This is a genomic window from Lentzea sp. HUAS TT2, assembly GCF_051853195.1.
Taxonomy (GTDB): domain Bacteria; phylum Actinomycetota; class Actinomycetes; order Mycobacteriales; family Pseudonocardiaceae; genus Lentzea.
This window is the reverse complement of the sequence record NZ_CP196667.1, coordinates 9,302,836-9,324,598: the sequence shown is the minus strand read 5'-3', so window position 1 is coordinate 9,324,598 and position 21,763 is coordinate 9,302,836. Positions and strand designations below refer to the sequence as shown.

Sequence of the window (21,763 nt, the reverse complement as noted above, 5' to 3'; positions counted from 1 at the left end):
TCAAGCAGGACTCATGTCAGCATCAAGGCCATGACCAACGGAGTGCACACTCACGAGCACAGTCACGGCGACACGACTCACACGCATCCGCATGGCGAACACGCGCACGATCACGTTGAGCACGAACACACCCACACGCACGACGGGGAAACGCACTCACACGCGCACGTCCACGACGCGGGTCACGTCGAGGAGCACTCACACGCGCACTGAGGTCAGTGCGACTCGCGGGTGACGTCGCTACCGCTGGAGCCGACCAGGAAGTCGAGGTCGGCTCCGGTGTCGGCGCCCAGGACGTGGTCGACGTAGAGCCGTTCCCAGCCTCGCCTCGGTGCCGCGAACGCCGCGGTCATCGCAGCGTTCGGCGTGCGGGACAGGAAGTCCGGCGCCTCCACGTCGATGCGGCGGTTCTCCACGTCCAGCACGATGACGTCGCCCGTGCGGACCAGTCCCAGTGGTCCGCCTGCCGCCGCTTCCGGCGCCACGTGCAGGACGACGGTGCCGTACGCGGTGCCGCTCATGCGCCCGTCGCAGATCCGCACCATGTCGCGCACGCCCTGTTCCAGCAGCTTCTTCGGCAACGGCATGTTCGACACCTCCGGCATGCCGGGATAACCGCGCGGACCGCAACCGCGCAGCACCAGCACGGAGTCCGCGTCCACGTCGAGATCCGGATCGTCGATGCGGGCGTGGAAGTCCTCGATGCTGTCGAACACGACGGCCCTGCCCCGGTGCTGCAACAGGTGCGCCGACGCGGCCGCCGGTTTGATCAGACATCCTGATGGCGCCAAGTTGCCGCGCAGCACCGCGATCCCGCCCTCGGCGATGATCGGCTCCTGCCGGCTCCTGATCACCTCGGGGTCCCAGATCGGCGCGTCGTCGAGGTGGTCGACGAGCGGGCGGCCAGTGACGGACAGGGCATTCGGGTCGAGCAGGTCCCGCACCTCCCGCAGCACGGCCAGCAGCCCGCCCGCGCGGTGGAAGTCCTCCATCAGGAACCGGCCGGCCGGCTGCAGGTCCACCAGCAACGGCACCCCGGAGCCGACGCGGTCGAAGTCGTCCAGCGTCAGGTCGACGCCCAGGCGTCCGGCGATCGCGAGCAGGTGCACCACGGCGTTGGTCGAGCCGCCGATCGCCGCCAGCGCCACGATCGCGTTGTGGAAGTTCGCCTTCGTGAGGAACGTGCTGGGGCGCCGGTCCTTCTCGATCAGCTCGACGATCAGCCGTCCGGTGCCGTGGGAGGCCTCCAGCAGCCTGCTGTCCGGCGCCGGGGTGCCCGCCACGCCGGGGACGACGGTGCCCAGCGCCTCCGCGACCAGTGCCATCGTGGACGCCGTGCCCATGGTGTTGCAGTGGCCGCGGCTGCGGATCATCGCCGACTCCGAGCGCATGAACTGCTCCTGCGACAACGTGCCGGCGCGCACCTCCTCGGACAGCCGCCAGACGTCCGTGCCGCAGCCCAGGGGAGTGCCGCGGAACGTGCCGGTGAGCATCGGCCCGCCCGGCACCACGACCGCGGGGATGTCGACGGACGCCGCGGCCATCAGCAGTGCCGGGATCGTCTTGTCGCACCCGCCGAGCAGCACCACGCCGTCGACCGGGTTCGCGCGCAGCATCTCCTCTGCGGCCATCGCGGCCATGTTGCGCCACAACATCGCGGTGGGGCGGACGTTGGTCTCGCCCAGCGACACCACCGGGAGGTTGAGCGGGATGCCGCCCGCCTCGTACACGCCGTTCGACACGGACTTCGCGACCTCGTCCAGGTGCGCGTTGCACGGCGTCAGGTCGGAGGCGCTGTTGGCTATCGCGATCTGCGGGCGGGAGAAGGCGTCGTCGGGGGTGCCGCGGCGCATCCACGCCCGGTGGATGTAGGCGTTGCGGTCCTGACCTGCGTACCAGTGCTCGCTGCGTAGCCCCACTGAGCGCCTCCTTGCGGTCTCTCCCGACCCTAGCTACATCGGGAGGTCCGGGGGGAGTTGCAGCGCGATGGAGATCAGTGAATGAACGCGGTTCGCGATCACCGACAGCAGGCCGTGCATCTCCGGCGACGCGGCGTCGGCGGCCTCCTGGAGCGTGCGCAGGTCCATGTCGATCTGGCCGAGCACCGCCGCGGTGTCGGCGGGACCGGCCGAGAACGCCCGCGCGATGTCCTCCAGGGGAAGACCGTGGACCTCCAGGCGTTGTACGAGGTGGATGCGTTCCACGTCGTCGGCGCGGTAGAGGCGGTAGTTGCTCGCGGTGCGCTGGGCGGGGCTGATCAGGCCCAGCGTCGTGTAGTAGTCGACGGTGCGGATGCTCACGCCGGCGCGGGCGGCGAGTTCGCCGATCTTCAGCAGTGCCTCGGACATGTCGCCCACCTCCCGTCACCGAGAACCATACAGTGCTACGTGCTACTGTTGGTGCATGCCTGAAGAAGCCGATGTAGACGGCTGTAGTACTGGGCCGGGTGCGTCTTGTTGATCGCATCCGGCTTGCTCGCCATCGTGGCGCTCACCGCGGCCACGGGGTATTTCGTCGCGCAGGAGTTCGCCTACATGGCGGTCGACCGCGGCCGCCTGCAGCAGTTGGCCGAGGGCGGCTCGAAGGCCGCCGACCGTGCCTACCGCGTGACGCAGAAGCTCTCGTTCATGCTGTCCGGTGCCCAGTTCGGCATCACGGTGACGGCGCTGCTCGTGGGATACGTGGCCGAGCCGCTGCTCGGCACCGGGCTCGGTGTGCCCGGCTCGATGGTGATCGCGCTGGTCTTCGCGACCTTCGTGCAGATGGTGCTCGGTGAGCTCCTGCCGAAGAACCTCGCGATCGCGCGGCCGGAGAAGCTGGCACTCGCCCTGAGCTCCTCGACGCTCGTGTACCTGAAGGTCGCAGGGCCGGTGATCCGGCTGTTCGACGCGGCCGCGAACCGGTTGCTGCGCGCCATCGGCATCGAACCCGTCGAGGAACTGCCCCAGGGCGCGACGCCGGAGGACTTCCGGCAGATCGTCGAGGAGGCGGGGGAGCAGGGTCACCTCGACCCGGAGCTGACGCGCCTGCTGGAGCACGGCATCGGGTTCCGCGAGCTCGTCGCGGAACAGGCGATGACGCCCCGCGTGAACGTCCACACCGTGCGGTTCGACGATCCCGCCTCGCGCGTGGTGGCGTTGCTGGAGACCGGGAACTCGCGTTTCCCCGTGACCGGTGAGGACCAGGACGACCTGCGCGGTGTCGTCGGCCTGGCCGAGGTGCTGACGGTGCCGCCGGAGGAACGTGCCACGACCGCGATCGAGAAGATCGCCTCGCCCGCGCTGGTGGTCCCGGCGACGCTGCCGCTGCCCGCCGTGCTGGAGAGGCTGCGCACCGAACGCCGTCAGCTCGCCTGCGTGGTCGACGAGTTCGGCGGGTTCGCCGGCGTGGTCTCGCTGGAGGACCTGGCCGAGGAGCTCGTCGGGGAGATCCACGACGAGGACGACCGGGTGGCCGAGATGATCGAGAAGATCGGCGACGACTGGCGCGTGCCCGGCCGCATGAGGCTGGACGAGGTCGAGGACATCACCGGTGTGGAGCTCCCCGCCGACGACGCCTACGACACGGTGTCCGGCCTGGTGCTTCACCAGCTCGGGCGCGTGGCTGAAGCGGGAGACGAGATCGAGATGAACGGAGTGCGCCTGGTGGTCACCACAGTGGCGCGCAACGTGCCCGACTCGGTGGTGTTGTCCCGATGAGCATCGTGATCTCCGTTGTGTTGCTGGCGTTGAACGCCTTCTTCGTCGCCGCCGAGTTCGCGTTGATCGCGGCCAAGCGGCACCGGCTGGAACAGGCCGCCGAGACGTCCCGTGCGGCGCGCGCCGCCGTGGCAGGTGTCCGCGAGCTGTCGCTGATGCTCGCGGGTGCCCAGCTCGGCATCACGCTGTGCACGCTGGGTCTGGGCGCGCTGGCCAAGCCGGCCGTCGCGGACCTGCTGGAACCGGCGCTGCGTCTGACGGGCCTGCCGGAGGCGTTCGCCTACGGCATCGCGTTCGCGATCAGCCTGGTGCTGGTGGTGTTCCTGCACATGGTCGTCGGCGAGATGGCCCCGAAGTCGTGGGCCATCGCGCACCCGGAGCGCTCCGCGCTGATCCTGGCGCTGCCGTTCCGCGCGTTCGCCCGCTCGGTCCGCTGGCTCCTCAGTGGACTCAACGCCGTGTCGAACGCCCTGCTGCGCCTGATGAAGGTCGAGCCGCAGGACGAGCTGGCGCAGGCGCACCGGCCGGACGACCTGCGGATGCTGCTGCGCCAGTCCGCGGAGCACGGGCTGATCCCCGAGGCGCAGCAACGGTTGCTGACGAGGATGCTGCAGGTCCAGCGCACGACCGTGAGCGAGGTGATGGTGCCGATCGCGGAGACGTCGGTCGTCACCGGGGACACCACCGCGCGGGAGATCGAGCAGCGCAGCCTCCGGTGTGGACGGTCGCGCTTCCCGGTCACCGACGACGGGCGGTACGTGGGGCTCGTGCACATCCGCGAGGCCATGCGCGCCACGGCCCGCGGCGAGGACCCACCGGCGCGGGAGCTGATGGGCCCGGTGCTGACGCTGCCCGCGTCGATGCCGGTGGCCCAGGCGGTGACGGCGATGCGGGCCGAACGCTCGCAGCTCGCGCTGGTGGCCGAGGGCGACGTTGTTGGCATCGCCGCATTGGAAGACCTCCTCGAAGAGCTGATCGGCGACTTCGAGGATGAAACCGACACCCGTCCGGTCGGCGTCCGCTGACCGGAGTTTCCCAGGGAGGAAACACAACATGTTCAAGCGGATGCTCAGCGCCTTCGGCGTCGGCGGCCCGTCGGTCGACACCGTGCTGGACTCGCCGCACGCCACGCCCGGCCAGCTCGTCACCGGGCAGGTGCGCATCCAGGGTGGCAGCGCGGACGCCGAGATCGGCCAGGTCGTGCTGTCGCTCGTCACCCGCGTCGAGGTCGAGCGCGGTGACCACGAGTACGGCGGCGTGTCGGAGTTCCTGCGGGTCGTCGTGCAGCAGGGCGTGCGGGTCGGGGCCGGTCAGCTGGTCTCGATCCCGTTCCAGCTGCCGATCCCGTGGGAGACCCCGATCACCGCGGTCGGCGGCGGCCAGCTGCCCGGCATGACGGTGGGCGTGCGGACCGAGCTCGTGATCGCGGGCGCGCCGGACAAGGGCGACCTCGACCCCGTGCTGGTCCACCCGCTGCCGTCGCAGGACGCGGTGCTCAACGCGTTCGGGCAGCTCGGTTTCTCGTTCCGCAGCGCGGACGTCGAGGCCGGTCGCCTGCACGGCGTGCCGCAGGAGCTCGGTTTCTACCAGGAGATCGAGTTCTTCCCGCCGGCCCAGTTCGCCGGTGCCGTCCAGCAGGTCGAGCTGACGTTCGTGGCGAACCCGCACGAGCTGTTCGTGATCCTGGAGGCCGACAAGCGCGGCGGCATGTTCTCGTCGGGCGGTGACGCGTTCGGTCACTTCCGCGTGTCGCACCAGGAGTCCGAGGGCACCGACTGGGCGTCGGCGATCAACGGCTGGCTCACCCAGGTCGCCCAGCGCGGCGGCGGCATCCAGGGCTACGGCCAGCACGGTCACCACGGCGGTCACCACGGTCGTGGCGGGATGGGCATGGGCACGGTCGTCGCGGCCGGTGCCGCCGGCCTCGTCGGCGGCATGGTCGTCGGCGAGATGATGGACGACGCCTTCGAGGACTTCGGCGACTTCGGCGGCGAGTAGAGGATTCGCACTCCGTCCACCGGGGTAACCGCACCTTGCGTCAAGCAGTCGGCGCTGCTACCCCGGTCGGACGGAGGCGGTGACGGCTTGAAAGCGCTTGATTACGCACTGAGGGTCACGCGGGAACTCGGCTTGAGCGGTGAGTCCTCGTGCATCGACCGGCAGAAGCCGCTGCGGGTGTACATCGCGGTGGACGGGCGCCTGCCGGGCCGTCCCGATCACGACGTCGCTTTGCTGTGGACCGAACGTCACGGGTGGGCGATCGCCGTCGAGGACGAGGCCGAGCTGACCGTGGTCGCGCACCTCGGAGGGGCGGTCGAACCGCCGCCGCGCACCGTCGCGCGCTGGGTGGAGCGGTTGCTGGGGCAGAGCAGTTCGTCGGACACCGTGAGTTCGGCGTCGCATGCCGGACAGGTGGCCTGACCGAAGAAGTAGCGGAAGACGCGTGCGGCCACTCAGCCTCCTGAGCACCTGGCCAGAGGTCTTGTCCGAAACCTCGTGTCCTGGTTGCTGCCGAGGCGTCTGCAAGTACCACCAACTCTTGATCGAATCGCCGTCAACCACACCCAACCTGTTCGCCGTCTGACGAACAGGCGCCGTGCCCTTTCGGGCCCCGCAAGCCTGTTGGTGGTAGGAAAGTGCCTGTTGATGTTGAGTTGGTGGTACTTGCAGACGCCATCAGGGCCTGGCGCAGGACCCTTCGCGGTCCAGGAGTGTGCTGGAGAACAGACAGGTCCGTCATGCCCGTGATCATGGGCATGACGGACCGGTGAGCGGAAACGGCTAGACCGAGACCGGCTCCTGCTTCTTCTTCTCGTTCGGCAGCTCGTCGAGCGCGGTGCCCTCGACGTCGAGCTCCGGCAGCCAGCGCAGGAACTTCGGCAGCCACCAGGCGCGCTCACCGAGCAGGGCGAGCGCCGCGGGCACGAGCACCATGCGGACCACGAACGCGTCCACGAAGATGCCGACGGCCAGTGCGAAGGCGATCGACTTCACGGTCGCCTCGCCCGCGGGGACGAAGCCCGCGAACACCGAGAACATGATCAGCGCCGCGGCCACGACGACCGGGGCCGCCTGGCGGAAGCCCGTGGTAATGGCCTCCAGCGGCTTGGCGCCGCGGTGGTGCGCCTCGTGCATCCGGGACACCAGGAAGATCTGGTAGTCCATGGCGAGGCCGAACAGGATGCCGATCACCAGGATCGGCGTGAGGCTGATCAGCGGGCCGGTGCTCTCGAGGTTCACCGCGCTGGAGAGCCAGCCCCACTGGAACACCGCGACGGTGGCGCCGAGCGACGCGCCGATGGTCAGCAGGAAGCCGAGCACACCGACCAGCGGCACGAGCAGCGAGCGGAACACCAGGATCAGCAGCACGAGCGCGAGGCCGACGACGACCGCGAGGTAGATCGGCAGGGCCTTGTCCAGGGACGTGGCCACGTCGACGCTCACCGCGGTGGCACCGGTGACGTACGCCTTGCCACCCTGCACATCGGACAGTTCGGCGCGCAGGTCGGCGACGAGCTTCTCGGTCTCGGTGCTGTCCGGGCCGGACTTCGGGATCACGGTGACCAGTGCGGCGTTGCCGTCCTGGCTCGGCTGGGCCGGCGTCACCATGGCGACGTCGGACAGCTTCGCGAGCGGTTCGGACGCGGTCTTGGCCGTCGCGGCGGCGCCCTGGCCCTCGAACAGGACGATGATCGGGCCGTTGAAGCCCTCGCCGAAGCCCTTCGCGAGGATCTGGTCGGCACGTTCCTGGGTGGAGCCGGCCGGCGGCTTCTGGATCAGCGTGGTGTCCATGGACGCCACCGGGATCGCGACGATGCCGAGCGCGACGACCGACAGCAGCAGCGCGACGACGCGGTTGCGCGTGATCGCACCGGCCCAGCCGCGGATGACACCGCGGTCCTTGGGCTCCACCGGGTTCTCGACGGTGGCGGAGCGTTCCTTGCGGGTCAGCACGCGGCGGCCGAGCATGCTCAGCACCGCGGGCACCAGCGTGATGGCGATCAGCACCGACACGACGATCGTGGCGGCGGCGGAGACGCCCATCTGCGTGAGGAACGGGATGCCCGCGATCGCGAGACCCACCAGCGCGATCACCACGGTGAGACCGGCGGTGACGACGGCGGAACCGGCGGTGCCGACCGCGGTCGCGACGGCGTGGCCGACGTCGGAGCCGCGGCGCAGTTCCTGGCGGTAGCGGTTGATGATGAACAACGCGTAGTCGATGCCGACGGCGAGACCCAGCATCGAGGCGAGGATCGGCGTGGTCGACTGCAGGTCCATGAACCCGGTGGTGATCGTGATGCCGAGCGTGCCGATGCCGACGCCGATGCCGGCGCTGAGCAGGTTCATGCCCGCGGTGACGAGCGAGCCGTAGGTCAGGGCGAGCACGACCAGCGCCAGCACGACACCGATGGCCTCGGTCGGGCCACCGACGTGCGGCGTCTCCTGCATCGCGGTACCGCTGATCTCGACGGTCAGACCGGCCGCGCGGGCCTTGTCGACGGCCTTGGTCAGCTCGGCGCGCTGCTCGTCGGTGACCTCACCGGGCTTCACGTCGTAGGTGACGGTGCTGTAGCCGACGTTGACGTCGCGGTTGACGGTCGGCGCCGCCGGGTCGAGCGGGTTCGTCGCCGACCGCACGCCCTTCAGCGCGGACTCGTCGGCCACCAGGTCGGTGATCGTCTTGATGTGCTGCGGCAGCTTCTGGCCGTCCGGGGCCTGCACGACGACCTTGGCCGACGCGGTCTCGCCGGAGCCGAACTTCTCCTGGATGCGCTCCAGGGCGGTGGTCGACTCCTGGCCGGGGATGGACATCGAGTTGGACGTCTCACCGCCGAGCGTGAACGCGCCGACGCCGGAGCCGATCAGCACGAGCAGCCAGATCAGGACGACCGGGAGGCGGTGCCTGTGCGCACCGAGTCCCAGTTTGTAGAGCAGTTTCGCCATGATGGTCAGGCCTCCTGGTGCCCGAGTGCGTCGTAACAGGTAGCGAGGATCAAGGGACGCCATGTCGACTTCTCACCCTGTTGGTTGGCCAGAAGGGTGAGCACGGCCATGGAGCTCAGCGCGCCGACGATCCGGACCGCGCGGGGTAGTTCCTTCTCGGGGTCGATGACGAACATCTCGTTGAGGAGCAGCTCGTCCTGCGCCTGCTGCGGGTCCTCACCCGGCGCCGTCATCGTCCGGAACAGCAGCGAGACCAGTCCTGGCCGGTCCAGCGCGTAGTCGGTCAGCAGCTCCAGCGACCGCCGGTCCCGCTCTGACCCTGCGGGCAGCGAGGAGACCTGGTCGAGGACGTGCCGGGTGAGCACACGGCTCTGCTCCCACGCCGCTTCGAAGAGAGCGTCCTTGCTCGGGAAGTGGTGCAGCAGGCCGGCCTTGGACAGGCCGACAGCGTCCGCGAGCGACTTCAACGAGGTCTGCTCGAAGCCGTGCCGCGCGAAGAGCGCGGCGGCGGCGTCGAGGATCTTCTCGTCGACCCCGGTCCTGGGCTGTCGTGGCATGCAGTCGACTTTACGGCGTTTACCGACCGGTTCGGTAGGTTTACCGACCGAAATGGTCGGTGGCCTTCGTCACTCCAACGGGCGAACGCGCGCGAGAGGCCGCCCAGATGTCACGGACTGCGAGAATGGGGCGATGTTCGTCTTCGACGCGGAGCTCTGGATCTGGGACGCCCGCCGCACCGAGACCTGGACCTTCGTGACGCTGCCGGAGGACGTCTCGGACCATATCCGCGACGTCGCCACGCCCGGCCCCGGCTTCGGCTCGGTGAAGGTGCGGGCCGGGGTCGGCGCGAGCACGTGGTCGACGTCGGTGTTCCCGGACAAGCAGTCCGGGTGTTACGTGCTGCCGGTCAAGGCCGCGGTGCGCAAGAAGAACGACGTCGGGCCGGGCGACGTCATCGAGGTGACCGTCGAGCTGCTCTGAGCCTGTCGCCAGAAGTTGTGTCCGTTACTCGCTCGAGCGGCCCCGCGCCTGGCCCTGATGGCGTCTGCAAGTACTACCAACTCAACATCAACAGGCGCTTTCCTGCTACCAACAGGCTCGCGGGGCCTGAGAGCACCCTCAGGCGCTCCAGTCGATGTCCGCGTAGATCGCGGCGTGGTCGCTCGCCGCGTGCACCTCGTTCGTCATCGTTTCGTAGACGTCCCAACGGTTCTTGGTCCGCGGCCCGCGCCACACGCCCTTGCGGAAGACGCCGCCGCCGGTGGCCTTGGCGAACAGTTCCGGCGTGAGCAGGACGTAGTCGATCTTGCCCTTCTCGTTCACGCCGCGGTACGTGCCCATCCGGTGGTCCCAGTCGAAGTTCTCGTGCTCGCTGATGTCCCGCAGACCGGTGCGCTGGAACAACGGCCGCAGCGCCTCGCTGTCCGCGGTGTCGTTGAGGTCGCCGACGACGGCGATGTGCTCATGGCCCTCGTCGCGCAGCCGGTTCACGATGCGGGCGATGCGGACGGCCTGGCGGAACCGTCGGCGGGCGCCGATCGGGTCGCCGGGAGAGCCGTACCCCTTGGACTTCAGGTGGTTCACGAGCACGACGACCTCGGGGCCCGCCGGCGTGCGCACGTGGTACTCGGCGCAGTCGCGGGAGAAGATCGTGCCCGAGCTGTCCCGCGCGTACACGTGCGTGCGGATGGTGATGACCTGATGTTCTTCCCGCGTCAGCAGTCCCACGTTGATGCCGCGCTCGTCGTTGCCGTCGATGAGGTGAACCTCCTCGTACGGGGTCCAGCCGACGTGCTTGAGCATGCTGGAGGAGAACATGTGCAGCAGCTCGCGCGACTCGGCCTCGACCACGCCGAGGACGTCCGCGCCGACGTCGCGCATCACCTGTGCGGTGTGACGCGTGGCGAGCTCGCTGATGGGTTCGGTGGTGAGCTCCACCCAGCCGACCCAGGACTCGCGTCCGCTTGCCACGACTGAGGTTTCACCGGTGCGGTGGCGTGCGAGGAAACGGCCGCGGATGCGCCGCAGGATCGCGTACTTGCTCCGGTCACTCCTGAGCAACTCGAGCGTCGTCAGGTGTTCCTTGAGCTCTTCCTTGACTTCCGGCGAATAGGTCTCGGAGGCGATGAGTTCGTTGAAACGGGCGTGGGCGGCCAGGATCGGGGCCGCGTGCTTGGTCGCGTTGCGGCCCATCACTTTGGGGCGTTCGAACATGTTCTCCACGTTGAACGAGCCGATTCGCGTGGTGCTCACGACTTCAGGGTCGCATGTGGAGGAACGTGTTCGCCCTGGTCCGCTCGGGTGATCTTTCGCTGCGCCGATGGTGGAGGGCCCCGTGGCTGGGCTGCCGGACTGGATGGGGCCCTCCGCGAGAACGACCCTGCCCGTTTGATCAAGGACGAACCTAGGATGAACCTTGAATCCACTGGCTGAGGGGTGATCTTGGAGTTCGGTCTGCTCGGCGCCGTCGAGGTCCGCGACCGGGGTGCGGTGGTCGACATCGGCCACGTCCGGCAACGATCGGTGCTGGTCGCGCTGCTGCTGGAGGAGGGAGCGCCGGTCCCGCTCGACCGGTTGCTCGACCGCGTCTGGGGCGGACGGGCGCCGCTGCGGGCCCGCGAGACCCTCTACGGGTACCTGTCCAAGCTCCGCAAGCTCCTCGACCTGGACATCGAACGCTCGCCGGCCGGATACCGGCTCACGGTCGATCCGTCGCGGGTCGATCTGTTCAGGTTCCGGGCGCTGGTGCGCGAGCGGGACTTCGACGCCGCGCTGCGGCTGTGGCGCGGTCAGGCGCTGGACGGCATCGAGTCGCCGTGGTTCGACGCGCAGCGCGAGAGCCTGCACGCCGAGCGCGTCGCCGCCGAGCTGGACCGCAACGACGTGGCGCTCGCGGACGGCAGGCACGCCGCGCTGCTGCCCTCGTTGCGGCAGCTGGCCGACGAGCTGCCGCACGACGAACGCCTTGCCGCGCAACTGATGCTGGCGCTGCACCGGACCGGCAACGACGCGGAGGCGTTGCGGCACTACGAGATCGTGCGCCGCGGCCTCGCCGACGAGCTCGGCGCGGATCCGAGCAAACCGTTGCAGGACATGCATCAGCGGATCCTCGCCGGCAGCGTCGAGGAACGCTCCGCTGGGCCGCGCCAGCTGCCCGCGCCGCACCCGTGGTTCACCGGCCGCACCGACGAACTGGCGGCGCTGGGCTCGTCCGGCACCGTCGTGATCACCGCGATCGGCGGGACGGGCGGCATCGGCAAGACCGCGCTGGCGCTGCACTGGGCGCATCGGCACCTCGGCGAGTTCCCCGACGGCCAGCTCTACGTGAACCTGCGCGGCTTCGACCCGTCCGCCGAGCCGACACCGCCGGAGACGGTGCTGCGCGAGTTCCTGGAGGCACTGGGGGAGGAGACGATCCCGTCCGGACTGGACGCACGGGCGGCGCGCTACCGCAGCGTCGTGGCGGGGCGGCGGCTGCTGGTGCTGCTCGACAACGCCCGGTCCACCGAGCAGGTCGTGCCGTTGCTGCCGGGCCCGGACGCGACGGTGCTGGTCACGAGCCGGCTCAAGCTGGCGGGCCTGGTCGCCGCGCACGGCGCGCGGTCGGTATCGCTGGACGTGCTGCACCCGGCGGACGCGCGCGAGTTCCTCGTGGCCAGGCTGGGACCCGAGCGGGTGGCGGCAGAGCCCGAGGTGGTCGCGGACCTGGTGACCTGGTGCGGAGGCCTGCCGCTGGCGTTGTCGATCGTCGCCGCGCGGGCCGCGATGGAACCGGACTTCCCGCTGGCCGCGTTCGCCGGGGAACTGCGCGAGCAGCCGCTGGACGCGCTGGACGCGGGGGAGATCGGCACGAACCTGCGGGCGGTGTTCTCGTGGTCGGTGGCGGCGCTGTCGGAGGAGGCAGCCCGCGCGTTCGCCTTGCTCGGCACCGTCGGCACGGCGGACGTGAGCCTCGCAGCGGCGGCCGCGCTGACCGACCGGCCCGTCGCACGGACGCGAATGGTGTTGCGGGAGCTGGAGAACGCTCACCTGGTGCAGCAGCACGTCCCCGGCCGGTACCGGACGCACGACCTCGTCGGCCTGTACGCGGCGGACCTCCCCGCCGATCCGGGTTCACGGCTCGCCGACTTCTACGCCGCCACCGCACGGGCCGCCGCGGTCACGCTGGAGCCGCACAAGACGTTGCCGGAGCACGAAAGCGGCCACGCGCTGACGTTCGGGACCAACGCGGAGGCGATGGCCTGGTTCGACGCGGAGCACACCTGCCTGCTCACAGAACAGCGACAGGCGTTGGCGCGCAGGGACTTCGACGCCGCATGGCTGATCGGCCGCGCGCTGAACAACTACCACCTCCGGCGCGGCCGCACCTCAGACGACATCGACGCGTGGCTGACGGCGTTGCGCGCGGCGGAGGAGCTGGGCGACCCGATCAAGCAGTCGACCGCGCACCGGTGCCTCGGCGCCAACTACATCGAGGTCGGCCAGACGTCGTTGGGGCACAGCCACTTCGAACGCGGCCTGGAGCTGGCCGCGGGCACCGGCGACCACGAGGCGCACGGCGGCGCGCACCGGGCGATCGCGTGGGCCGCGGAGTTCGTGGGCGACCTGGAGAAGGCGCTGGAGCACTCGCTCGCCGGGCTGGAGAAGTTCCGCGCGGCCGGCACGGAGATCCGCGTGGCCGAGTCGCTGAACGAGGCCGGGTGGCGTTACGCCTGCCTGGGCCGGTACGCGGAGGCCCGCACGTACTGCGAGGAGGCCATGGTGCTCAACACCAGGCTGGGGCACGCGGAGGGGGCCGCGGCGACGCTCGACAGCCTCGCGCACATCGCCCACCACGACGGCCGCCACGCCGACGCCGTCGCGCACTACGGCGAGGCGCTGGCGTTGTACCAGGAGCTGGACAACTCGGTGGAGGAGGCCAGCGTGCTGGAGCACCTCGGTGACGTGCACGCGGCGGCGGGGGAGACCGCGCAGGCGCGCGAGCGGTGGGACCGGGCGCTGGAGCTGTTCCGGGAGCAGGGCCGCGACACGGAGGCCGCGGCCCTGCAGGCGCGTCGCTAGTGGCGCGTCACGCAACGTCGGCGGCGTAATTCACGCTCAGCAGGGCACCTCGCGGCACCACGATGCACCCGTCTGACCGCGAATTCCACCGGCGACGTTGCGAGCCACACCACTAGACCTTGCTCATCTGACGGCCGCTCTCGATCAGCTCGTCGGTGAACGAGTCGAGCGCCTGGGCGAAGTCGCGCTGGTCCGGCTCGTGCCAGTCCTCCAGCTGGTCGAGCAGCCAGCGCCGCCAGGCCCGCACGAGCTGGGCGAACACGTCGGCGCCCTCGTTCGTGAACCGGTAGCCGTCGTCGTTGTACGCCAGGTGCCCCGACCGCACGAGCGCCTGCGCGGTCGGGGCGAAGATGGCGCCGGGCACCTTCGTCATCTCCGCGAACTCGTCGAGTGTGGCGACGCCGTCGTCCTTCGACGCGCGGTAGACCCGGCTGAGCAGCCACGCCTGTTCGAGCGGCAGGCCGACACCGGACCGGTGCAGCACGGCCAGTCCCGGGTCCTCGTTCGACTTCGCGACCACCGTGGAGACCAGCTTGCGCAGCTCGTCGTAGGAGTTCGACGGCGGCGCGGCGAAGCTCTCGCCCACACCGCTGTTGCCGGTCGCGGAGGCGCGGGACGTGTCGCGCAGCTGGACCTGCGGCAGGAAGAACGCCACCGCCAGCGCGACCAGGCCGATCGGGGCGGCGATCAGGAACATCATCTGCACGGTCTCGGCGTACCCGGCGACGATCGGCGCCCTCAGCGCGTCCGGCAGCGCGTGGACGGCGGCGGGGCTCGCGATGGCGCGCGGGTCGACGCCCGGCGGGACCACGAGGTGTTTCGGCAGCTGGTTCGCGTAGATCGTGCCGAAGATCGCGACGCCGAACGAGCTGCCCATCGTGCGCAGGAAGCTGATGCCGGACGTGGCGACGCCGAGGTCGGTGTAGTTCGTGGTGCTCTGCACGACGATCACCGGCACCTGCATCACCAGGCCGATGCCCGCGCCCAGCACCATCATGAACGCGCCCATCTCCCAGTAGCTCGTGCCGGCGTCCAGGAGGGACAGCAGGAACAGGCCGATGGTGAGCCCGACGGAGCCGACGAGCGGGAAGATCCGGTACTTGCCGGTGCGGCTGATCGTGTTGCCGGTGAGCAGCGCCGTGGCCATCAGCCCGGCGATCAGCGGCAGCATCCACAGGCCGGACGCCGTGGCCGACTCGCCGCGCACGTACTGCAGGTAGATCGGCAGGTACGTGATGCCGCCGAGCATCGCGAACCCGACGACGAAGCTCAGGATGCCCGACACCGTGAACACCCTGCTGCGGAACAACCTCATCGGCAGCATCGGCTCCGCGGCGCGTTGCTCGACGAACACGAACGCCACGAGCAGCACGACCGACCCGGCCGCCATCCACAGGATCGTCGGCGACGTCCAGGCGTACTCGGTGCCGCCCCAGCTCGTGACCAGCGTCAGCCCGGTCGCCGCCAGCGCGATCAGCGCGATGCCCGCGTAGTCGATCTTCGGCTTTCCCTCGGTCCTGATCGTGGGCAGCGCGGCGAGCGCCACCAGCACCACCGCGACGCCGAGCGGGATGTTCACGTAGAACGCCCACCGCCAGCTCAGGTGGTCGACGAACAGCCCGCCGAGCAACGGCCCCGCCACCGTCGCGACGCCGAACACGGCACCCGCGAACCCCTGGAACTTGCCGCGTTCCTTGAGCGGCACGACGTCCGCGATGATCGCCGTCGAGGTGACCATCAGGCCGCCGGCGCCGAGGCCCTGGATCGCGCGGAACGCGATGAGCGTGGTCATCGACTCCGACCAGCCCGCGAAGAACGACCCGACCAGGAACAGCGCGACGCTGATGACGAACGTCTTCTTGCGGCCGTAGAGGTCGCCGAACTTGCCGATCAGCACAGTCATGATCGTCTCGGCGAGCAGGTAGGACGTCACCACCCACGACAGGTGCGCGCCGCCACCCAGGTCGGCCACCATCGTGGGCAGCGCGGTGGACACGATGGTCTGGTCGAGAGCGGCCAGCAGCATGGCGAGGAGGACGGCCGCGACGACCAGGTTCCGCCTGCGAGTGTCGATCATCTCGGGCACCTGGGGATGATGGCGCAGGTCGGGGCGGCTCGCAGGGGGAGGAACACGATGGGGGTCGGTGCCGCGCTGGTGGTGTTCGGCGACGTGCGGGCGGCGGTGCTGAGCAGTGGCGCGCCGGACCGTTCGGCGGCGGAGCCGGTGGTCCGCGCGTTGCGGCCGGGCTGCGCGGTCGAGCCGGTCGAGGACGGTGAGCTGGCGGACGAGATCTGGCCGGCCGACGGGTTCGCGTACGTGGCGGTGCTGCCGGATGCCACGATCGTGTGCGATCAGGAGCTGGCGACCGTGCCGGTGCCGGAGCGGGTGCTCGAGTTCGCCGGGGACCGCGCGCTGGCGGTGTTCGCCCAGCACCCCGGTTCGGGACGGCCGGCGTTCGCCGAGTGGGCCGCGGACGGCACGCTGCTGCGGTCGCACAACGCCGAGTCGCACGACCAGTCCTCGTTCGCCGAGACGGTGGCGCTGGAGATGTTCGGCTTCACGGTGTCGCGCCCGCCTTCCGGCGTTGTGCTGCACGGCTTCCGCGTGACCTGTTCGGACCAGGCCGAACGCGCCGAGGTCGCACTGCGGGGGACGTCCGGGCCGGACGCCTCGCTGGTCCCGCTCACCGAGCCGTCATAGGGTCGGGGGAGATCACCCGTAGGAGGCCGTCTTGATCTTCATCACCGCCAAGTTCCGCGTCCTGCCCGAGCACGCAGAGGCGTGGCCCGAGATCAGCAGGGGCTTCACCGAGGCCACCCGAGCCGAACCCGGCTGCCTGTGGTTCGACTGGTCGCGCAGCCTCGACGACTCGACCGAGTACGTGCTGGTCGAGGCGTTCCGCGACGGCGACGCCGGCGGCGCGCACGTGCAGTCGCAGCACTTCAAGAAGGCCCAGATGGAACTGCCGAAGTACCTCGCGGAGACGCCGCGCATCGTCAGCCAGACGGTGGACCAGGACGACTGGTCGCTGCTCGGGGAGATGGAGGTTGCGCCACGCGGGTGAGCCTTGCCCGGATCGTTTGGCGCACGCGGGACCTCCGCAGAGGATGGCGCCATGGACGCCTTCGTGGAGTTGTCCGCCGAACTGACCGGGTTCTCGGTGGAGGAGCTGAGGTCGACCGGACTGGTCGAGACCTACCGCGCGCTGGCCCAGGACGCTTCAGAGGCCGAGATCATCCAGCTCTGGTACACCGGGGAGTGGCGCGGGGTGATCCCGGACGAGCGCGCCTACGCCGAGGGCCTGGCGTGGAAGGCCGTCGGGGTCGCCGCGCCCGGCACCCTGGCGCCGGGGTTCGGCAGCTGGGAGCAGAGACCCAGGAGCGGTGCCCGGTGAGGGCCGTGGTCGTCGGCGCGGGGTTCGCCGGCTCGCTCATCGCGAAGGTGCTGGGGGACAACGGGTTCCGCGTGCTCGTGCTGGAGGCGGGTGCCGAGCTCAACGGCGACGCCGTGGACAGGTACCGCCAGGCGCTCGTCAAGTCGCTGTCCGTGCCGTACCGGGGCACCGCCGCCGCGCCGTCGAGCGAGTACCTGGTCAACACCGGGCCGTTCGCCTACGCGAGCCCCTACCTGCGGATGAACGGTGGCACCGGCACCGCCTGGATGGGGATCACGCCCAGGATGCGCCCCGACGACTTCCGCACCGCCGACTTCGGGCGCGGCCGGAACTGGCCGGTGGGCTACGCCGAGCTGGAGCCCTGCTACCGGGCGGCGGAGTGGGAGATCGGGGTCGCGGCCGACGCCGACGAGCAACGGCAGCATCTTCCGGTCGCGGACGGCTACCGCTATCCCATGCACGCCCTGCCCCGCACGTACCTCGACCACGCCGTCGCGTCCGTTGTGGACGGTGAACGCGTCGACGGGCACGAGCTGCTGGTCGTCGGCACGCCCCAGGCGCGCAACGGGATCCCGGTCCACGGCTACCGGCTGGACGGGCACCGGTGCACCGGTTACGCGAGCTGTGTGCCGATCTGCCCGGAGAACGCCAAGTACACGCCACACCGGACGCAGAAGCAGTGGTCCGCCAACGTGGAGCTGCGCACGCGTTGCGTCGTGAACCGCGTGCACGCCGACGAGTTCGGGCGCATCACCAAGGTCGGCTACCAGCGCTACGAGGACGACACGTCCGGCAGACACACCCGGCACGAGGAAGAGGCGGACGTCGTCGTTCTCGCCGCGCACGCCATCGAGAACGCCAAGCTGCTGCTGATGTCCGGGCTCGCGAACAGCAGCGACCAGGTCGGCCGCAACCTGATGGACCACCCCGCGCTGCTGACGTGGGCCCTGATGCCGCACCCGATCGGGCCGTTCCGCGGGCCGGGTTCGACGACCGGCATCGAGACGTTCCGCGGCGGACCCGAGCGCGCGGCGCGGGCGCCGTTCCGCATCGAGATCGGCAACTGGGGCTGGGAGTGGGCGGCGGGCAGCCCCGCGTCGGACACCGCCGCGTTCGTCGCGGCTGGCCTGCGCGGCAGGGCGCTGAGGGAGGCGGTGGCGGAGCGCGTCGGCAGGCAGTTCGCCTTGCAGGTCGAGGTCGAGCAGGAAGCCGACCCCACGAACCGCGTCACGCTCGACCACACGCGCAAAGACCCGCTGGGCAACCCGCGCCCGTCGATCCACTACGGACTGTCGGACTACGTGAAGGACGGCCTGCTGGCCGCGAAACGGGTCTGCGACCGGATCTTCGAGCTCCTCGGCGCCGAGGACCACACCTCGTACAAGCCGGACGACAAGAGGTACTTCGAGCACGAGGGGGAGCCGATGCGCTGGTGGGGCGCAGGGCACGGCGGCGGCACGCACGTCATGGGCGCCTCGCCGCGCGACTCCGTGGTCGACCAGTGGCAACGCTGCTGGGACCACCCGAACCTGTACGCGGTTGGGTGCGGCAGCATGCCGTCACTCGGCACGTCCAACCCGTCGCTGACGATGGCCGCGCTGGCCCTGCGCACGGCGGAGCACCTCGTGTCACGCCGCGCCGAGCTGGGCCGGCCCGCGCACCTCGCGCACGACCGGGTGAAGGCCGAGGAGACCGCAGAGGGGTAGCTGGAGACGACGGACGTGCTGCTGTTCGTGAACGCGACGCGGCTGGGGCCGGGGTGCTACGCGGGGCTGCGCCGCGCTCGCTGGACCAGCAGGATCGCGGCGGCGACCGTGAGCACGACGACGCCGTTGCCGAAAGCCCAGAGCACGGCGTTGTCGTGGACGACCTCACGGGAGACGGCCGGGTCGCGGAACACCGGGTTGACCTGCGTGATCAGCAGGACCTTCATCACCACCGAGACCGCGAGACAGCCCAGCGCGGGCAGCGGCGCACGCGTGACGACGGCCAGGACGACGCCGAGCGGTCCCCACGGCAGGTAGTAGTAGACCGGGCTGCCTGCGGCGAACACGCCCACGAGCGAGCCGGGCCGCGGGTCCGCCAGCAGCTGCGGGTTCCACACGATCTGCTCGTAGAGGTTGCCGAACAGCCACATGCAGAGCAGCGGGACGACGAACCGCGAAAATCTCACCTCGCCATCCTGGCGAAAATGTCGAAAGCTCCGTGACGTCGATCGACGCAGGGGTGGCGGCGTCGGGTCGCCAGTCGACAACGAGGAGAGAACATGCGGTTCATGCTCATGCACCGGGTCCACGAGGACGACAGCGCCTCGTGGGAGCCGAACCCCGAGCTCATCGAGCGGATGAACGCGTTCATGGAGAAGCTGAACGCGGACGGCGTCATGCTCGGTGGGGAGGGTGTGCTGAAGGTGGGCGCGGTGGTGCGCAGGCGCGGTGCGGCCATCAAGTCGACCGACGGGCCGTTCGCGGAGGCCAAGGAGGTCGTCGGCGGGTTCCTGCTGGTCAAGGCCGAGGATCTGGCCGAGGCGACGGCCATCGCCGAGGCGTACATCACCTGTTTCGCGGGTGTCGAGGAGATGTCGATCGAGGTGCGGCGGGTCACCGAGTTCGAGGACATCGAGCCCTACCTGGCCAAGTAGGCCAGTTCGACGACGAACCACTCGCCGTCGAGCTGACACGGTCCTCCTGGGTGGAGCCGCACGTCCTCGCTGTCCAGTGCGACGAGAACGTGCGGCCCCTCCAGGTCCAGGGCCGTGTCCGCGACCGTGCGGACGTTGACGTCGTCGGGCTGGATCTCGAGCGGCTCCGGGAGGTTCTCGCCCAGGTCCTTCAGCTCGACCAGCCGGTTGCGGTAGAAGGTCGTGCCGATGTTCGTGAGCCGGTGCACGGGTGAGACGGGCCGGTACACGAAGCCGCCGCGGTGCTCGGAGATGAACCGCGGCTCGCTGCCGTCGAGCCAGTCCATGCGGCCCTCAGAGCCGTCGACGCTGAGCACGACGTACGGGTTGTGGTGCAGGTGCCACGGGTGGGTCTCGCCCGGTTCGAGCGTCACCTCCCACACCCTGACCACCGGGTCGTCGTGCAGCACCCGCCGGCCGACGTCGACGAGCACGATCTCCTCGCCGGACGGCGACACCACGACGTCACCTCGCAAGGCGCACCTCCTGCAGATAGCGGTCCTGGACCGACCGCCACGACTCGGCGGTCCACGGTTCGATGTGGGCGATGTGCGCGTCCGGTCGCAGCAGGACCACGACGTCGCCGAAGCGTTCGCGCACCGTGTCGCCCGGATCGAAGCAGGTGTGCGGCGCGTCCCAGCGGCTCACGACCACCTGCCTCAGACCGGGCGGTCCGTCAGCCGGGATGAACGGCCGGCGGCGCGCGTCGGTGAGGTGCAGTGCGACGAACGAGTCGCGGCACAGCTCGTGCAGGTGAACGGGACCGCGGCGGCCGAAGACCCGCAGGTCCGGGGCTCGGTCGCCGACCCGCAGAGGTCCGGAGCGCGTCATCGACCACTCGGCGCCCAGCCGCACGCCGAGCAACGTCCGCGTCATCGCGTCCCGCCACCCGGCGACGGAGTCCGAGCGCCGGTCCATCACGGCACGCGCGGCCTCCGCCATCGCGCCGGAACCGTGCACGGCGACCGGTCTCTGCTCGGCCTCGTAGCCGTCCAGCAACGCCTCCGACGCCCACCCGCGCAGCACCCACGCGAGGCGCCACGGCAGGTTGGACGCGTCGAGCACGCCGGTGTTCAGTCCCAGCGCCCACATCGGCGTGATCAGGTGCGCCGCGTCGCCCAGCAGGAACACCCGGCCGTCCCGCCACGACGACGCGACGCGGTGGTGCACGGTGTAGACGTTGCTGCCGAGCACCTCCAGCGAGTCGACGTCGCCGATGAAGTGCCGCGCCTTGTCCCGCAGCTCGTCCGGCCCCGGCTCGTCGCGACCGGGTGCCAGCGGGAACACGAACCGCCAGCAGTGCGGCTGCCGCACGAGGACCATCCACTCCTCGCGGTCGCCGAAGTAGGCGAGGTACGGGTAGTCGCGCGGGTTGGCCACGTCGAGGTCGCACACCAGGTCGACCAGCATGTAGCGCTGTTCGAGGGTGTGGCCCTCGACCGTGGCGCCGAGCCGTTCCCGCACGGTCGAACGCCCGCCGTCGCAGCCCAGCACGTAGGCGGCCTCGAAGCTGACGAGTCCGTCCGGAGTGGACAGTCGCAATGTCACGCCGTCCTCGTGCTGAGCGAAGTCCACTAGCCGGTGGCCCATCCGCACCGTCCCGGGTGGCAGTGCCGACGCGAGCACCGGTTCCAGTTCGTGCTGCGGAACGTTGACGACGAACGGGAACCGCGTCTCATCGGCCAGTGCGGAGGTGAGCACGCTCCCGGTCGACTTCCCGGTCGCCCGGTCCAGCTCGCCGATCTCGTCGAGCCGCAGCGACACCTCCAGCACCGGCCCCAGCGCGTCGTAGCGGTCCAGCACCTCCAGCGTGCGCGTCAGGATCGTGCCGGCCCTGGTCTCGGCCGAAAGCCCGGTCCCCGCCTCGAAGACGACGACCGGGACGCCGTGCGCGACCAGCCCCAGCGCGGTGATCAGGCCGATCGGGCCGGCGCCGATCACGGCCACCGGACTATCGGACGTGTTCATCGACCCTCCCCGCC

General features: G+C 70.1%; 20 protein-coding genes. 11 read left to right on the top strand and 9 right to left on the bottom strand.

The genetic code is table 11. From position 1 onward, the window contains the following. Window positions 1-215 precede the first annotated feature (215 nt). Together ACSHWB_RS44015 and ACSHWB_RS44010 are read right to left on the bottom strand one after the other, a co-directional pair. Complete coding sequence (locus ACSHWB_RS44015) at window positions 216-1,919, bottom strand: dihydroxy-acid dehydratase (RefSeq protein ID WP_439659280.1); 1,704 nt, start codon at window positions 1,917-1,919, stop codon at window positions 216-218. Between the two features lie 33 nt (window positions 1,920-1,952). Then, window positions 1,953-2,348 carry a MerR family transcriptional regulator gene (locus tag ACSHWB_RS44010; RefSeq protein WP_439659279.1) on the bottom strand — a complete coding sequence of 132 codons (396 nt, stop codon included), beginning with the start codon at window positions 2,346-2,348 and terminating at the stop codon, window positions 1,953-1,955. Window positions 2,349-2,456: 108 nt separating this feature from the next. Here ACSHWB_RS44010 and ACSHWB_RS44005 point away from each other — a divergent pair, with 108 nt between their 5' ends. From ACSHWB_RS44005 to ACSHWB_RS43990, 4 genes are all read left to right on the top strand, one after another. Then, the gene (locus tag ACSHWB_RS44005; protein WP_439659278.1) at window positions 2,457-3,698 is read left to right on the top strand and encodes a hemolysin family protein; all 1,242 of its coding nucleotides are present in this window, start codon (window positions 2,457-2,459) and stop codon (window positions 3,696-3,698) included. After that, window positions 3,695-4,723, top strand: coding sequence for a hemolysin family protein (locus tag ACSHWB_RS44000; protein WP_439659277.1), 1,029 nt, complete (start codon window positions 3,695-3,697; stop codon window positions 4,721-4,723). Before ACSHWB_RS44005 ends, ACSHWB_RS44000 begins: the two co-directional genes overlap by 4 nt. 28 nt (window positions 4,724-4,751) lie before the next feature. Beyond that, window positions 4,752-5,696 carry a sporulation protein gene (locus ACSHWB_RS43995; protein WP_439659276.1) on the top strand — a complete coding sequence of 315 codons (945 nt, stop codon included), beginning with the start codon at window positions 4,752-4,754 and terminating at the stop codon, window positions 5,694-5,696. Window positions 5,697-5,783: 87 nt separating this feature from the next. Then, window positions 5,784-6,119: a DUF6292 family protein gene (locus tag ACSHWB_RS43990; protein WP_439659275.1), complete on the top strand. Its 336-nt coding sequence runs from the start codon at window positions 5,784-5,786 to the stop codon at window positions 6,117-6,119. 360 nt (window positions 6,120-6,479) lie between these two features. Here the strand turns inward: ACSHWB_RS43990 and ACSHWB_RS43985 are convergent, their stop codons facing one another. Together ACSHWB_RS43985 and ACSHWB_RS43980 are read right to left on the bottom strand one after the other, a co-directional pair. Beyond that, window positions 6,480-8,645 carry an MMPL family transporter gene (locus tag ACSHWB_RS43985; RefSeq protein ID WP_439659274.1) on the bottom strand — a complete coding sequence of 722 codons (2,166 nt, stop codon included), beginning with the start codon at window positions 8,643-8,645 and terminating at the stop codon, window positions 6,480-6,482. 5 nt (window positions 8,646-8,650) lie between these two features. Further along, complete coding sequence (locus ACSHWB_RS43980) at window positions 8,651-9,202, bottom strand: TetR/AcrR family transcriptional regulator (RefSeq protein ID WP_439659273.1); 552 nt, start codon at window positions 9,200-9,202, stop codon at window positions 8,651-8,653. A 133-nt stretch (window positions 9,203-9,335) separates the two neighbouring features. On the opposite strand from ACSHWB_RS43980, the gene ACSHWB_RS43975 reads away from it, so the two are divergent. Next, the gene (locus ACSHWB_RS43975) at window positions 9,336-9,626 is read left to right on the top strand and encodes a DUF1905 domain-containing protein (RefSeq protein WP_439659272.1); all 291 of its coding nucleotides are present in this window, start codon (window positions 9,336-9,338) and stop codon (window positions 9,624-9,626) included. Window positions 9,627-9,764: 138 nt separating this feature from the next. Here ACSHWB_RS43975 and ACSHWB_RS43970 read toward each other — a convergent pair whose 3' ends face one another. Continuing rightward, window positions 9,765-10,898 carry an endonuclease/exonuclease/phosphatase family protein gene (locus ACSHWB_RS43970; RefSeq protein WP_439659271.1) on the bottom strand — a complete coding sequence of 378 codons (1,134 nt, stop codon included), beginning with the start codon at window positions 10,896-10,898 and terminating at the stop codon, window positions 9,765-9,767. Window positions 10,899-11,087: 189 nt separating this feature from the next. Here ACSHWB_RS43970 and ACSHWB_RS43965 point away from each other — a divergent pair, with 189 nt between their 5' ends. Beyond that, a complete protein-coding gene (locus ACSHWB_RS43965; protein ID WP_439659270.1) occupies window positions 11,088-13,706 on the top strand; it encodes a BTAD domain-containing putative transcriptional regulator in 2,619 nt (872 codons plus the stop codon). A 112-nt stretch (window positions 13,707-13,818) separates the two neighbouring features. Here ACSHWB_RS43965 and ACSHWB_RS43960 read toward each other — a convergent pair whose 3' ends face one another. Next, complete coding sequence (locus ACSHWB_RS43960) at window positions 13,819-15,783, bottom strand: MDR family MFS transporter (RefSeq protein ID WP_439659269.1); 1,965 nt, start codon at window positions 15,781-15,783, stop codon at window positions 13,819-13,821. Between the two features lie 57 nt (window positions 15,784-15,840). On the opposite strand from ACSHWB_RS43960, the gene ACSHWB_RS43955 reads away from it, so the two are divergent. From ACSHWB_RS43955 to ACSHWB_RS43940, 4 genes are read left to right on the top strand one after another with little or no spacing between them, the layout of a single operon-like run. Then, the gene (locus ACSHWB_RS43955; protein WP_439659268.1) at window positions 15,841-16,407 is read left to right on the top strand and encodes a DUF6928 family protein; all 567 of its coding nucleotides are present in this window, start codon (window positions 15,841-15,843) and stop codon (window positions 16,405-16,407) included. 31 nt (window positions 16,408-16,438) lie between these two features. After that, on the top strand, window positions 16,439-16,771 hold the full coding sequence (locus ACSHWB_RS43950) for a putative quinol monooxygenase (RefSeq protein ID WP_439659267.1): 333 nt from the start codon (window positions 16,439-16,441) through the stop codon (window positions 16,769-16,771). A gap of 51 nt (window positions 16,772-16,822) precedes the next feature. Beyond that, a complete protein-coding gene (locus tag ACSHWB_RS43945; RefSeq protein WP_439659266.1) occupies window positions 16,823-17,101 on the top strand; it encodes a hypothetical protein in 279 nt (92 codons plus the stop codon). Beyond that, a complete protein-coding gene (locus ACSHWB_RS43940; protein ID WP_439659265.1) occupies window positions 17,098-18,807 on the top strand; it encodes a GMC family oxidoreductase in 1,710 nt (569 codons plus the stop codon). The genes ACSHWB_RS43945 and ACSHWB_RS43940 overlap by 4 nt, the downstream gene beginning before the upstream one ends. Window positions 18,808-18,863: 56 nt before the next feature. On the opposite strand, the gene ACSHWB_RS43935 is transcribed toward ACSHWB_RS43940, so the two are convergent. Beyond that, a complete protein-coding gene (locus ACSHWB_RS43935) occupies window positions 18,864-19,274 on the bottom strand; it encodes a hypothetical protein (protein ID WP_439659264.1) in 411 nt (136 codons plus the stop codon). 93 nt (window positions 19,275-19,367) lie between these two features. Here ACSHWB_RS43935 and ACSHWB_RS43930 point away from each other — a divergent pair, with 93 nt between their 5' ends. After that, window positions 19,368-19,742, top strand: coding sequence for a YciI family protein (locus ACSHWB_RS43930; RefSeq protein ID WP_439659263.1), 375 nt, complete (start codon window positions 19,368-19,370; stop codon window positions 19,740-19,742). On the opposite strand, the gene ACSHWB_RS43925 is transcribed toward ACSHWB_RS43930, so the two are convergent. After that, window positions 19,727-20,257: a hypothetical protein gene (locus ACSHWB_RS43925; protein ID WP_439659262.1), complete on the bottom strand. Its 531-nt coding sequence runs from the start codon at window positions 20,255-20,257 to the stop codon at window positions 19,727-19,729. The two genes, ACSHWB_RS43930 and ACSHWB_RS43925, sit on opposite strands and share 16 nt — an antisense overlap. Further along, window positions 20,247-21,749, bottom strand: a complete 1,503-nt coding sequence (locus ACSHWB_RS43920; protein WP_439659261.1) for an FAD-dependent monooxygenase — start codon at window positions 21,747-21,749, stop codon at window positions 20,247-20,249. Before ACSHWB_RS43920 ends, ACSHWB_RS43925 begins: the two co-directional genes overlap by 11 nt. Window positions 21,750-21,763 lie beyond the last annotated feature (14 nt).